Here is a 13,382-nt window from a genome sequence, read left to right on the forward strand (position 1 = left end):
CTTTCGCCGCCACATCGAATAGCGCCGCGCGCTGCGGCTCACGACACACGGCAAGCGTCGACGTCGCCCACATCGTCAGGCCGCCGACGCCCCGCCGCCCGCAAGGAGGCAATCATGCCCGACGAGGCCGCAACCCTGAACTGGCAAAAAGTCGACTATGAAGGCTTCGAGATTCACGTCGCGCCGTCACTGAAAGACGGCAGCGAGCGATACACGTATGTCGGCTACGTGTGCCATCCCGGCGCCGACCCGAAATCGCCCGGCCACACGGTGACGTTTCACGCGGACGGCGAAGAGTCGTTCAAGACACTCGACGATGCGACCTATGAAGCCGTGCACGTCGGCAAGAGCATCGTCGAAGGCACGCATCCGGATCTGTCGGTGCTGTCGCTGGTGACGAGCGGCGTCTGAGCCAGGTCGAACTCGTCTTACTGTCCTAGAGGCGCTCCTACGCCTGCGAAGGCGCGCCTCTACGGCAACTCAAGAAAATGCCGATGAGGAAGATAAACAGATTGCCTTCGGTAAAGTTGAGCAACAGCGAGTTCGCAAAGCATCCGATCGTAAAAGCGAACAGATAAGCGAACACGATCGTGCGCGCAGGCTCGCTCAATTCGATCGCGGTCCGACCGATCTGCACGAGCAGGAACACGAATAGCGCAATGCCGACAGCGCCCAGCTGAATACCCATCAGCAGAAATTCGTTGTGCGGATTGCCCGCCGTGGCCGCGGCGGCGCCCGTGTTGTTGCGCGCGTATGCGTCGAACTCGTCCTGCACGGTACCCACGCCGTGGCCGATGATCGGGCGCTCGGCCAACAATTCGAGGCTGCGCCGGTAGAACACGATGCGCACGCCCATCGACGTGTTCTTGTTGGACGTTTCGTATGCGCTGATTTCGTCGTTCGTTTCCGCGAGCCGCGAACCGTGCGAATGCAGCGCCGCGTACACGAGCCCGCCCGCAATGGCCACCAGCACGACGCCGCTCCCCCACCGCACCCACGGCTTCACGCCGCGCAGCGACGTAAAGTACGTCACGACGTAAATCAGGATGAAGAGAATCGCGATGATCTGCCCCGTGCGCCCCTGCATCATCAGCAGCACGTTGACGATGGCCAGCAGCGCGACGACATAGAGCGCCATCTTCGCGGTCCGTGCGCGCGCCTGCTTCGCGAAGTTCAGCGCCAGATAGAACAGCAGCGCCATCATGATGCCCGCGGCGATATGGTCCTTGAAGACCCACGCCCTGCGGATCGGATCGGTATTCGAGTGCCACGAGCCAATGGACGTCCAGCCGAAGTAATTCGAGCATGACAACAGCAGCAAAAGCGTCAACGCGCTGAACAGCGCCCACTTCGCAGCCGTCGTCCACGCGGTCGTGCGGCAATCGCGGAACGTCAGGATCAGCAGCGGCAGATAGATCAGCTTGCGGTACTTCATCAGGAAGTCCAGCGCATGCACGCGATCCGCCGTCGTCCACGCAAGGCTCAGCGTCAGCACGGCGACGAGCAGCAGCGCCGCGACGCTCACCCGGTCGGTGAACAGCGAGCGCCAGTTGCGCCACACTTCGGGCGACAGCAGCGCGCACACCGCAAACAGCGTCGCCGCGATATTGACGCCCGCCGTCGACAACGGCACGGCAAACAGCGCGATGAGCGCGAAACTTCGCGCAAGGATCAGGGGATACGAATCTCTTGTAGCGTGTTGCATGTATGCTTCAACTCTCATTGACGAAATGCGCTCGCGTAGCCTCGGACCAAGGGCTCGCTGCGTCGATGGCCCGGTTTTCGTCGGCCGGTGCCTTTTGTTGATCTTTGCTGATCCTGCCTGCTTCTGCCTGCGTCCGTGCCCGGCTACGGGTCACGCCATCGCCATCATCTCATGGCCACCATGCGATTTGGTTTCACGCCTGCGCGCCACGCAAGCGGCGGTAAGGCGCGGAAAGTCATCGCGTGGCGCCGCGCAGATAGAACGCGGTGCGGGCATCGAGCGCCTCCGGGGAATACAGTTTCTCGACAGTCCTGCGCGCGGCCGCGCCGATCTTGGCTCGCAACGCCGGCTGCGCGATCAGTTCAGAGAGTATCGCCAGCGCTTCGTCCGACGTATCGAACAGATAGCCGTTCTCGCCATGCCGGACGACATCCGCGTAGCCGCCGTGCCGGTGACACACGACGGGCAAACCGCACGCCATCGCCTCGAGCACCACGCGGCCGAACGTCTCGACGTGTTCGCCCGTACGGTAGTAGAAGATATCGAGCTCGTGCAGAAAGTCCGGCGCGGCCATCGCGCCTTCGGGCAACAGACGGATCGCGTCGTCTTGCGGCAATGCCCCCGCCAGCGTCGTCGCGCCTTGCAGCAGCAGCTTGCAGCCGCGCTCAGCGAGCGTCCTGTACACGGCGATATCGTCGGAATGATGTTTGTCGGCCGTATCGCGGCTTAGACGGCCGATTACCGGCTGCGCGCGCGTTTCAGGCGCGCGCGGCGCAAAGCGGCCGATATCGATCGGCGACGGCTGGATCTCGCCCTTCACGCCGAGCAGTCTCGACTGAAACGCGGAAATCAGCACGAACTCAGTCGCGGGCCAGCGCAACAGCGGCGGCGGCGCCGATGTCAGCTCGAGCAGCTTCGGATGAAACGTGTTGAACACGTACACGAGCCGCTCGGGACGGCCCGCAAAATACGGCCACGCACGGTTGCGCCAATGCGCGCCGACGAACACATACGTGCCCCCGCGCGGCACGCTGGCCTTGAGCGGCGCGAGCCGGCGGATCGGATAGGCCGCCGACAGTTCGTCCGACGTCCGCGACGACGTGCTCCAGAGCTGCACGTCGCCCTTGCCGTGCAGCAACTCGTACAGGCGCAGTGCCTCCTGCTCGCTGCCGCCGTTCGGATTGTGAAAGCCGTTGAAGATGTGAATCATGCCAACTGTCTGAATGGTCGCCGGCTGCGTCGCACGCATCGCAGCGGCGGGCGCGCCCGCGTGCGGCCCAGGGCCGCGCGGGCGTTCTATTGTGGGGTCACGCGGTCGTCACGCCGCATGCTGCTGGAACTGGATGCGATGCAGATGCGCGTACATCCCGTTCTGCGCGAGCAGCTCGCGATGGCTGCCCCGCTCGACGATGCGCCCCGCGTCGAGCACGAGGATGCGGTCCGCGCGCTCGATGGTCGACAGCCGATGCGCGATCACGAGCGTCGTGCGGCCCTTCATCAGCGTTTCGAGCGCGGCCTGCACGTGGCGCTCGGATTCGGAATCGAGTGCGGATGTGGCTTCGTCGAGAATCAGGATGGGCGCGTCCTTGTAGACCGCGCGCGCGATCGCGAGACGCTGACGCTGGCCGCCCGACAGCATCATGCCGTTGTCGCCGATCAGCGTCTCGATGCCGTTCGGCATCGCGGCCACGGTGTCCCACAGATTGGCCGCATGCAAAGCCGCCTTCACGCGTTCCGCGTCCGCGGGCTGTCCGTAGGCGACGTTGTTCGCGATCGTGTCGTTGAACAGCACGACGTCCTGGCTCACCATCGCGATCTGGCTGCGCAATTCATGAATGCCGTACTCCGGCAACGCGACGCCGTCGACAAGCACCTGCCCGCCGCTCGGATCGAAGAAGCGCGGCAGCAGGTTCACCAGCGTCGTCTTGCCGCTGCCCGACGGGCCGGCCAGCGCGACCATTTCGCCGGGCGCGACCTTGAACGACACGCTATCGAGCGTTTGCCGCTGCATCGGACCACTCGCGCCGTACCTGAACGACACGTCGCGGAACTCGACCTCGCCCTTCGAGCGCTCCAGTTTGAGCCCGCCGCCCGGCGGCTCCGACGGCTCGTCGATCAGTCCGAAGATCAGTTCGGCCGCCGTCATCCCGCGTTGCAACGGTTGATTCACGTCCATCAGATGCTTGAGCGGTGAAATGATCAGCAGCATCGACGTGACGAACGCGACAAAGCCGCCGACCGTCGTCTGGTCGTGCGACGACTGCACGACGGCAATCGTGATCACGACAGCGAGCGCGATCGACGCGAGAAACTGCGTCAGCGGCTGCGCAAGACCGCCCGATACCGTCATGCGCATCGAATAGCCGCGCAGCTGCTTGCTCATCTCCGTGAAACGGTCGATCTCGTACTGCTCGCCGTTGTGCACCTTGACGACCTTGTAGCCGCCCACCGTCTCCTCGACGATATAGGACAGCTCGTTGGTCAGCGTCTGGTGCTCGCGGTTCAGGCGGCGCAGCCGGCGGTTGATTTTGCCCACCAGCCAGCCGATACCCGGCAGCAGCACCGCGACGATCAGCGTCAGGCGCCAGTTCAGATAGAACAGATAGCCGAGCAGGAACACGACCGTCAGCGAATCGCGCACGAGCGTCACCATCACGCCGATCAGCACGTTCAGGATCTGGTTGACCTCGAAGACGATCGCGTTGATGACCGTGCTGGCCGTCTCACGCTGAAAGAACGAAACACTGCTGTGAATCATCCGGTTGAACATGGTCAGCCGCAGATCCAGCAGGATGCGGTTCGACACGTAGGAAAGAAGGTAGCCCGACGCATACTGCGTGACGCCCCGCAGCAGCGCGAGGCCGATTATGGCGAGCGGCACGAACCATTTCGCGCTGTCGCTGCTGTGCGTGCCGAAGCCGTGGTCGAGCAGCGGCTTGAGCAGTGCGGGAATCCCCGCCTCGGTGGCGGCGACGACGCCCATCGTGAGGATGGCGGCGACAACGGTCCAGATGAGCGGCTTCACATACGGCCACAGCCGGCGCAGGACGACCATGGTCGATGTGGCTTCACCGGAGCCGATGGGCTTGCTTAACGTTGGCTTGGCGCTCAAGAGTTCCTCTGGGAATGCGGGCGCGCTTCAGCACCCGTGGGCCGCCCCTCGGGCGGATTGCAAATGCGACATTGTAAACCGTTCGGCATGCCATCCCGACGCGGCTAAATGATTGGAAATCCACGCGTTTGCAGAATTTCCCGGCGCGGCGCGGGCGAGACGGTCCGACGCGCCCGCTCGTCAACGGTTTGTGCCCTCGCCCGCTGTGCGCCGCCGTGCGCCGCTGTATATACTTGCGCAACTTTCGTTGGGCGACGGTGCCTCGGCAGCAGGCTGGGCGGACCGTGCGCCGTCCCTCCCGGCATCGATTCGCATGACACAACCCACACTCGGCGTCGCCCTCATCACGAAGAACGCCGCGCTCCGCCTCGACGAATGCCTGCGCGCCGTCGCATTCGCCGATGAGATCGTCGTCGTCGACGGCGGCAGCACCGATCGCACCGTCGAGATCGCCCGCGCACACGGCGCGCGCGTGCTCACGCACACCGATTGGCCAGGCTTCGGCCCGCAGAAGAACCGCGCGCTGGATGCGCTCGGAACGACCTGGGTGCTGTCGATCGATGCCGACGAGATCGTCACGCCGGAACTGGCCGTGTCGATTGCAGGCGTGCTCGCCGCGCCCGCCGCGGATGTCTATGCCATCGACCGCCTGTCCGCCTTCTGCGGACATTGGGTGCGCCACAGCGGCTGGTATCCCGACTGGATTCCGCGCCTCTTCAAGCGCGGCGCCGCGCGCTTCTCCGACGATCTCGTGCATGAGCGGCTCGTGTTTGAGTCGCCCGCGAAGCGGCTGGAAGGCAAGCTGATGCACCACTCGTACGAAGACTTCGAGACGGTGCTGCGCAAGCTCGACGCGTATTCGACGGCGGGCGCGCAACAGCGTCACGCGGCGGGTCAACGCGGCAGCTTCGGCAAGGCCGTCGCACGAGGCGCCTGGGCGTTCGTGCGAACCTATCTGTTGCGGCGTGGGTTTCTCGACGGTCGGGCGGGTTTCATGATCGCGATGTTCAATGCCGAAACTGTGTATTACCGGTTTCTGAAGCTTGCGCAACTCGGCCGCGAGGATGCTTCGGGTCGTTGAGCGCGGGCGGTTCGATTAATCAGGTTCGCTTAATCAGGTTCGGTGAATCAACACCGCCCGCCCGTCACGGTCGCCGGCATCAATACACGATCTCGATCGCGCTGCCTGAAAACTCGCTGCGCAACGCGGCGAGCAGTTCGTCCGTCGGCCTCACGCGCCATGCATCGCCAAGCCGTACCTCACCTTCCGCGTTGTCGCTGCGATAGACGATCTGTACGGCGAGGCCATTCGGCATCGGCGCGGATGGCCGCTGCCCGCGCCCGCCAGAATCGCCATTTCCACCGAAGCCGCCACGACCGCCGCCTCGGGCAGCGGGCGCCGGCGCAGCCACTTCCGCGTCTTCCGGCTTCGCGCGATAGGCTTCGAGCACGGAGCGCAACACCAGCGCATTCGCATTGCCGTTCATCTGCACCTTCACCGCCTGCGCGTAACGCGTGCGCGCGCGGCCGAGGTCCATCGGCGTATCGACCGTGAAACGGATGCCGCCCGTGAACGCGTCGTTACGCGCCTGACCTTGCACGACGAGCAGTTCGTCTTCCTTGAACAGCTGCTTGTGCGCCTCGAATTGCTCGTTGAAGACGGTCACCTCGCACTGGCCCGTGCCATCGTCGAGCAGCGCGATCAGCATCTTGCCGCGCTGGGTCATCTGCGTACGCAGCGACACGATCACGCCCGCCACCAGCTTGTCGCGCCCTTCCTTCAGTTCGCCGATCTTCTGACGCACGAAGCGGCGCACTTCGTCCTTGTAGGCGTCGAACAGATGGCCCGACAGGTAGAAGCCGAGCGCCGTCTTCTCTTCCTGCAAACGGCGCTTTTCCGGCCACGCGGGTTCGTCGATCAGTTCATGGCCTTGCGACGGCGCATCACCCATGTCGAACAGGCCCGCTTGCATCGCATTGGCGCTCGCCTGATCCGCGGCTTCCATTGCTAGCGACACCGACGCGATCAGTTGCGCGCGGTTCTCGTGCAGCGAATCGAACGCGCCTGCGCGAATCAGCGCTTCGACCGTGCGGCGATTGACGATGCGGCGATCGATCCGGTTGCAGAAATCGAAGATATCGATGAACAAACCTTCTTCGCGCGCGCGCAGGATTTCTTCGATCGCGTTCTGGCCGCTGCCCTTGATCGCGCCGAGACCGTAGCGGATCGTGCGCGAGCGCTTGCCGTCGGCTTCCGCGACCGGCTCGAAGCGGTACGCGGACATATTGATGTCGGGCGGCAGCACGGCCATCTTGTTCGCGAGGCAGTCTTCGAACAGGATCTTGACCTTGTCCGTGTCGTCCATCGCGAGCGACATATTGGCCGCCATGAATTCGGCGGGATGGTGCGCCTTGAGCCACGCGGTGTGGTACGCGAGCAGCGCATAGGCGGCCGCGTGCGACTTGTTGAAGCCGTAGCCCGCGAACTTCTCCATCAGGTCGAAGGTCTCGTCGGCCTTCTCGCGTGTCAGGCCGTTCTTCGCCGCACCTTCGGCGAAGATCTCGCGGTGCTTCGCCATCTCCTCGGGCTTCTTCTTGCCCATCGCGCGACGCAGCAGGTCGGCGCCGCCGAGCGAATAGCCGCCGATGATCTGCGCCATCTGCATCACCTGCTCCTGGTAGACCATGATGCCGTAGGTCTCTTTCAGAACAGGCTCGACGCGCGGGTCCGGATACTCCACCACTTCGCGGCCGTGCTTACGCGCGCAGAAGCTCGGAATCAGGTCCATCGGGCCCGGACGATACAACGCCACCAGCGCGATGATGTCCTCGAAGCGGTCGGGCTGCGCGTCCTTCAGCATGCCTTGCATGCCGCGGCTTTCCAGCTGGAACACGGCGACCGTGTTCGCTTTCTTGAGGATCGAGAACGACGCGGGGTCGTCGAGCGGCACTTGCGCGAGCGACCAGTTTTCCTTCGACGGATCGAGACGGCGAATATAGCGCTCGGCCCAGTCGAGAATGGTCAGCGTGGTCAGACCCAAGAAGTCGAACTTCACGAGGCCGACGGCTTCGACGTCATCCTTGTCGTACTGGCTCACGACGCCGCTTTCGTCGCCCTGCGTATAGAGCGGACAGAAATCCGTCAGCTTGCCGGGCGCGATCAGCACCCCGCCCGCGTGCATGCCGACGTTACGCGTCAAGCCTTCTACGCGCTGCGCGAGTTCGAGCAACTGATGCACTTCGTCTTCGTTGTCGAAGCGCTCCTGCAGCAGCGGCTCTTCCTTCATCGCGTCGGCGATCGTGACGTGCTTGCCGGGCTTGAACGGAATCAGCTTGGCGACGCCGTCCGTGAACATATAACCGAGATCGAGCACACGCCCGATATCGCGCACGGCCGCCTTCGCGGCCATCGTGCCGAACGTCGCGATCTGCGACACGGCGTCCGCGCCGTACTTCTCCTTCACGTACTGGATCACGCGATCGCGGCCGTGCTGGCAGAAGTCGATGTCGAAGTCGGGCATCGACACCCGCTCCGGATTCAGAAAACGTTCGAACAGCAGGTTGTAGCGCAGCGGATCGAGGTCGGTAATGCCAAGCGCGTACGCGACCAGCGAGCCCGCGCCCGAACCCCGGCCTGGCCCGACGGGCACGCCGTTGTTCTTCGCCCAGTTGATGAAGTCCGCGACGATCAGGAAGTAGCCGGGAAAGCCCATCTTGATGATCGTGCCGCATTCGAAGTCCAGCCGCGCGTAGTACGTTTCGCGCTGCGCGTCGCGTTCGGCCTGCTCCGGGAACAGTTGCTCGAGACGCTTTTCCAGCCCTTCTTTCGACAACTGCACCAGGTAGTCGTCGAGCGACATGCCGTCCGGCGTCGGGAACAGCGGCAGCTTGGGCTTACCGAGTTCGAGCGTCAGATTGCAGCGCTTCGCGATTTCGATCGTGTTCGCGACGGCCGACGGAATGTCCGCGAACAGCGCGACCATCTCGGCCTGCGTGCGGAAATACTGATCCGTCGTGAAGCGTTTCTGGCGACGCGGATTCGCGAGCATATCGCCTTCCGAAATACACACGCGCGCTTCGTGCGCGGTGAAGTCGTCCGGCGTCATGAACTGCAGCGGATGCGTGGCGACAACGGGCAGTTTCAGCGACGCCGCGAGCGCGACCGCCTGCTGCACATACGCCTCAACGCCGGGCTGGCCGCCGCGCTGCAGTTCGATATAGAAACCGTTCGGGAAGATCGTCGCCCAGCGCTGTGCGTTGCGCTTCGCGGCTTCTTCGTTGCCCGCCGCGAGCGCCATGCCGACGTCGCCATGCTGCGCACCCGACAGCGCGAGCAGCCCTTCGCCGAGCCCGCCTTCGAGCCACGCCGGTTCCACTTCCGCGCGCCCGCGATACTGGTTCGTCAGCCACGCCTTCGACAGTAGTTCGCAAAGATTCAGGTAGCCAGTCTTGTTTTTGACCAGCAGCAGAAGTCGCGAAGGCTTGTCGCGGTCGTCAGGATTCGTGATCCAGACATCGCAGCCGGCAATGGGTTTGACCCCTTTGCCACGGGCTTCCTGATAGAAACGGACGAGACCGAATGCATTGCCGAGATCGGTGAGCGCGAGCGCGCCCTGACCGTCTTTGGCAGCGGAATCGACGACGTCGTCGATACGCACGATGCCATCGGCAATCGAGAATTCGGAGTGAACGCGGAGATGGACGAAGCGGGGATCTGACATGGGCGACATTGTAACCCCGGCCTCCCGAAATTTTTCGGCCGACGCGCGCCCAAACCGCCCCATTGGCCACCCGACCAGAGACCCTTACGCGCGAGCCTTTGTCAATGGCCGCGAGCACGTGACGGAGTCGGTCATCCGGCTATTTCGACGCAGGTCAATATGCCGTCTGGCGGATTGCGGGCCAACTGTCAGGATGAGGGATAATACGCGTTCGAATCCATTTTTCTGCCGTACGCGTGCTGCGCCCGCCCTTGATGCGCGCGCCGCGTATGGCGCTTTATCGCTGGACCAGCATGAATATCCTGAACCTTTCGTCCTACCAGTTCGTGTCGCTCGACAAAACCGTCGAATGGCGGCCGCTCGTCACCGCGCGTTGCGACGAACTCGGCCTGCGCGGCACCATCCTGCTCGCGCCGGAGGGCATCAACCTGTTTATCGCCGGTGAGATTCCGCAAGTGCGCGAGTTCATCGACTACGTTCGCCACGATCCCCTGTTCGAAGGCAAGTTCGCCGAACTGCAATTCAAGGAAAGCCTGTCCGAGAAGCAGCCGTTTCGCCGCATGCTCGTCAAGCTCAAGCGCGAAATCATCACGATGAAAAAGCCGGCTATCCAGCCGGAACTGGGCCGCGCGCCGGCCATCGACGCCCGCACGCTGAAGGCATGGCTCGACCGCGGCCACGACGACGCAGGCCGCCCCGTCGTGATGCTCGACACACGCAACGCGTTCGAAGTCGATGTAGGCACGTTCGATAACGCGCTCGACTATCGGATCACGAAGTTCAGCGAATTCCCCGAAGTGATCGAGCAGAACCGCGCGGACCTCGAAGGCAAGACGGTCGTGTCGTTCTGCACGGGCGGCATCCGCTGCGAGAAGGCGGCCATCCACATGAAGGAAGTCGGCATCGACAACGTCTATCAGCTCGAGGGCGGCATCCTGAAGTATTTCGAGGAAGTGGGCGGCGCGCACTACAACGGCGAGTGCTTCGTGTTCGACTATCGCACCGCGCTCGACCCGAACCTGCAGCCCACAGCGACCGTGCAATGCTTCGGCTGCCGCGCCGTCGTCATGCCGGAAGACCAGAAGTCGCCGTTCTACGTGCCGGGCAAGACCTGCGCATCCTGTCATCCGGAAGCGCAGCGGCAGACCGATGCGGCGCACGCGGCGTAACCGCGTCGCGCGCATCGCGTCATCGTTGCCCGCATGAATCCACTTCGCATGAGCCGCGCCGTTGCGGCTCGTGACACCCTCGCATGACAACCGGCAGCGAACCCTATCGCGGCCGTTTCGCGCCGTCGCCCACGGGCCCGCTACACTTCGGCTCGCTGGTCAGCGCGCTGGCGAGCTGGCTCGATGCGCGCGCGCATCGCGGCGTGTGGCTCGTGCGCGTCGAGGACATCGACGGTCCGCGCACCGTACCTGGCGCAGCGGAAGATATTCTCGATACACTCGCTCGCTTCGGCATGGTGGCCGACGAGCCGCCCGTCTGGCAAAGCCGGCGCATGCCGCTCTACCAGCACGCGTTCGAGCGCCTGCAGGCCAAGGGCTTCGTTTATCCGTGCGGTTGCACGCGTAAGGAAATCGCCGATTCGCTCGTGCGCGTGCACGCGCGGCACACGACCCTCGCCTATCCCGGCACCTGCCGCAACGGCCTGAACGGCAAGCCTGCGCGCGCATGGCGTCTGCGTGTGCCGGACGGTGATGCCGCCATCGTGACGTTCGACGACGGCTGGCAAGGCCAGCAGACGCAGAACCTCGCCACCGAGGTCGGCGATTTCGTCCTGCGCCGCGCGGACGATCAATGGGCATATCAACTGGCCGTCGTCGTCGACGACGCGGATCAAGGCATCACGCACATCGTGCGCGGCGCGGACCTGCTCGATTCGACCGCGCGGCAGATCTATCTGCAACAGTGTCTGGGCGTGCCGACGCCCTCTTATCTGCATGTGCCCGTCGTGACGAATGCCGACGGCGAAAAGCTCAGCAAGCAGACGGGCGCATTGGCGCTAAGCGCGACGGACCCGCTCGTCGCACTGAACGACGCGGCGCTGCATCTTGGCCTGAAGCTGACGCAAGCAGCGACGTCGCTCGATACGTTCTATGAGGAAGCGATCGCTGCCTGGTCGGAGCGCGTGAAACGCTGACGCGTCCGCCCGCGCTGACTGCAAAAAACAAACGGCGCCTGCAAAGGCGCCGTTTTCATTTAAGCCCATCGCTGTCCGCGCTACAACGCGAACAGCGGCACGACGTCAGTTCGAAGGCGTCGTCTTGCGCGGCATACCGAAACCACCCAGCAGCGCGGCGAGCGGCTGCTTCGATGCGGGCTTCTGGGGCGCGGCAGGCGCTTCATCGCGCTTGGCAGCAGCCGACACCGCCGAAGGCGACGGCTCATACGGCTTCAGGAAGAAATCGTCGACAGGTTGCTGACGATGGTGCGTCCCATGCGGACGCTCGTGCGCGCCCGTCGTGCGGCGGCGGCTGCCGCCGCGATCGTCGCGTTCGCGCCGCGGCGCGGCGCGCTCATCGTGGTGATGACGCACGGGCGTATCGACGGTCAGACGCTGCACGTCGAGCGGCCGCTTGATCAGCTTCTCGATGTCGGCAAGCTGCTTGCGCTCGTTCGGGCTGAACAGCGACAGTGCGTCGCCCGATGCGCCCGCGCGGCCTGTCCGGCCGATCCGGTGCACGTAGTCTTCCGCGTTGAACGGCAGATCGAAGTTGATCACAGCGGGCAACTCGGCAATATCGAGACCGCGCGCCGCCACGTCCGTTGCGACGAGCGCTTCGATCTCACCGCGCTTGAACGCGTCGAGCGCCTGCATGCGTTCGCTCTGCGTGCGGTCGCCGTGAATCGCGGTGGCGACCACGCCGTCGCGCTCCAGCTGACGCGCAAGACGGCTCGCGCCGATCTTGCTGTTGCAGAACACGATGACCTGCTTGAGGCCGCGGTCGCGGATCAGTTTCACGACGGCGCCCGTCTTGTCGCCCTCGGCCACCTCGTAGACGATCTGCGTGACGTTGGTCGCCGTCGAATTGCTGCGCGCCACTTCGATCGTCTGCGGATTGCGCAGATACGTGGACGCGAGCTTCTTGATTTCGGGCGAGAACGTCGCCGAGAACAGCAGCGTCTGACGCTCGGCGGGAAGCAGATTCAGGATGCGCTGCAAGTCGGGCAGAAAGCCCATGTCGAGCATCCGGTCGGCTTCGTCGAGCACGAGAATCTGCACCTGCCCGAGATTGGCCGTCTTCTGCTGCACGTGGTCGAGCAGGCGTCCCGGCGTCGCGATCAGGATTTCGACGCCGCGCCGCAGTTCCGCCGATTGCGGATTCATGTCGACGCCGCCGAACACGACGGCGCTGCGCAGCGACGTGTGTTTGGCGTACGCCTGCACGTTCGCGGCGACCTGGTCGGCGAGTTCGCGTGTCGGCGTGAGGATCAGCGCGCGGACCGGGTGGCGGGCCGGCGACGCGCTCGTGCTGGCGAGCGGCAGCAGACGCTGGATGATCGGCAGCGAAAAGCCCGCCGTCTTACCCGTCCCGGTCTGCGCGGCGCCCATCACGTCCCGGCCGCCCAGTACAACAGGGATCGCCTCGGCCTGGATCGGCGTCGGCGTCGTGTAGCCCTGTTCCGCGATGGCTTTGAGAATGTCGGCATGCAGGCCGAACTGGTCGAAGGTCGCGTTGGTAGGCGTGGTTGCTGTGTCGGACATGGTGGCTTTCGCTAAAAATGCGCCTGCGCTTTGCCGCTTGCGCGTTGCCAAAGGCGGCCGCGGGGGCGTCCGCTCAGATTATTTCTGCAGCTTCTTCTGCAGCGGCCGCGGCCGCGGAGGGCGTCAGGACATCAG

9 protein-coding genes are annotated in these 13,382 nt (G+C 64.3%); 4 read left to right on the forward strand and 5 right to left on the reverse strand.

Annotation, left to right across the window (positions count from 1 at the left end):
- The first annotated feature begins 114 nt into the window (after positions 1-114).
- Positions 115-411 (forward strand): hypothetical protein, encoded by a 297-nt coding sequence (locus C2L64_RS11730; protein ID WP_007583423.1) that lies wholly within the window; start codon positions 115-117, stop codon positions 409-411.
- A gap of 37 nt (positions 412-448) precedes the next feature.
- Here C2L64_RS11730 and C2L64_RS11735 read toward each other — a convergent pair whose 3' ends face one another.
- From C2L64_RS11735 to msbA, 3 genes are all read right to left on the reverse strand, one after another.
- Positions 449-1,705, reverse strand: coding sequence for an O-antigen ligase family protein (locus C2L64_RS11735; protein WP_007583421.1), 1,257 nt, complete (start codon positions 1,703-1,705; stop codon positions 449-451).
- A gap of 235 nt (positions 1,706-1,940) precedes the next feature.
- On the reverse strand, positions 1,941-2,954 hold the full coding sequence (locus tag C2L64_RS11740; protein WP_007583419.1) for a glycosyltransferase family 4 protein: 1,014 nt from the start codon (positions 2,952-2,954) through the stop codon (positions 1,941-1,943).
- 69 nt (positions 2,955-3,023) lie between these two features.
- Positions 3,024-4,817: a lipid A export permease/ATP-binding protein MsbA gene (msbA, locus tag C2L64_RS11745; RefSeq protein WP_039900728.1), complete on the reverse strand. Its 1,794-nt coding sequence runs from the start codon at positions 4,815-4,817 to the stop codon at positions 3,024-3,026.
- A 313-nt stretch (positions 4,818-5,130) separates the two neighbouring features.
- On the opposite strand from msbA, the gene C2L64_RS11750 reads away from it, so the two are divergent.
- Complete coding sequence (locus C2L64_RS11750) at positions 5,131-5,898, forward strand: glycosyltransferase family 2 protein (RefSeq protein ID WP_039900735.1); 768 nt, start codon at positions 5,131-5,133, stop codon at positions 5,896-5,898.
- A 79-nt stretch (positions 5,899-5,977) separates the two neighbouring features.
- Here C2L64_RS11750 and dnaE read toward each other — a convergent pair whose 3' ends face one another.
- Positions 5,978-9,547 (reverse strand): DNA polymerase III subunit alpha, encoded by a 3,570-nt coding sequence (dnaE, locus tag C2L64_RS11755; RefSeq protein WP_039900727.1) that lies wholly within the window; start codon positions 9,545-9,547, stop codon positions 5,978-5,980.
- A 284-nt stretch (positions 9,548-9,831) separates the two neighbouring features.
- Between dnaE and C2L64_RS11760 the strand changes: the two genes are divergently transcribed.
- Together C2L64_RS11760 and gluQRS are read left to right on the forward strand one after the other, a co-directional pair.
- Positions 9,832-10,707, forward strand: a complete 876-nt coding sequence (locus C2L64_RS11760) for a sulfurtransferase (RefSeq protein WP_039900734.1) — start codon at positions 9,832-9,834, stop codon at positions 10,705-10,707.
- 83 nt (positions 10,708-10,790) lie between these two features.
- A complete protein-coding gene (gluQRS, locus tag C2L64_RS11765; protein WP_007583411.1) occupies positions 10,791-11,681 on the forward strand; it encodes a tRNA glutamyl-Q(34) synthetase GluQRS in 891 nt (296 codons plus the stop codon).
- Positions 11,682-11,786: 105 nt separating this feature from the next.
- Here the strand turns inward: gluQRS and C2L64_RS11770 are convergent, their stop codons facing one another.
- The gene (locus tag C2L64_RS11770) at positions 11,787-13,247 is read right to left on the reverse strand and encodes a DEAD/DEAH box helicase (protein WP_007583409.1); all 1,461 of its coding nucleotides are present in this window, start codon (positions 13,245-13,247) and stop codon (positions 11,787-11,789) included.
- Positions 13,248-13,382 lie beyond the last annotated feature (135 nt).

Origin of the sequence: Paraburkholderia hospita (assembly GCF_002902965.1) — a bacterium.
GTDB classification, from domain to species: domain Bacteria; phylum Pseudomonadota; class Gammaproteobacteria; order Burkholderiales; family Burkholderiaceae; genus Paraburkholderia; species Paraburkholderia hospita.

Coding starts and splice junctions, on each gene's coding strand:
- C2L64_RS11760 (WP_039900734.1), top strand. CDS start 9,832: ATGAATATCCTGAACCTTTCGTCCTACCAGTTCGTGTCGCTCGACAAA.
- C2L64_RS11750 (WP_039900735.1), top strand. CDS start 5,131: ATGACACAACCCACACTCGGCGTCGCCCTCATCACGAAGAACGCCGCG.
- gluQRS (WP_007583411.1), top strand. CDS start 10,791: ATGACAACCGGCAGCGAACCCTATCGCGGCCGTTTCGCGCCGTCGCCC.
- C2L64_RS11730 (WP_007583423.1), top strand. CDS start 115: ATGCCCGACGAGGCCGCAACCCTGAACTGGCAAAAAGTCGACTATGAA.
- C2L64_RS11770 (WP_007583409.1), bottom strand. CDS start 13,247: ATGTCCGACACAGCAACCACGCCTACCAACGCGACCTTCGACCAGTTC.
- dnaE (WP_039900727.1), bottom strand. CDS start 9,547: ATGTCGCCCATGTCAGATCCCCGCTTCGTCCATCTCCGCGTTCACTCC.
- C2L64_RS11735 (WP_007583421.1), bottom strand. CDS start 1,705: ATGCAACACGCTACAAGAGATTCGTATCCCCTGATCCTTGCGCGAAGT.
- C2L64_RS11740 (WP_007583419.1), bottom strand. CDS start 2,954: ATGCGTGCGACGCAGCCGGCGACCATTCAGACAGTTGGCATGATTCAC.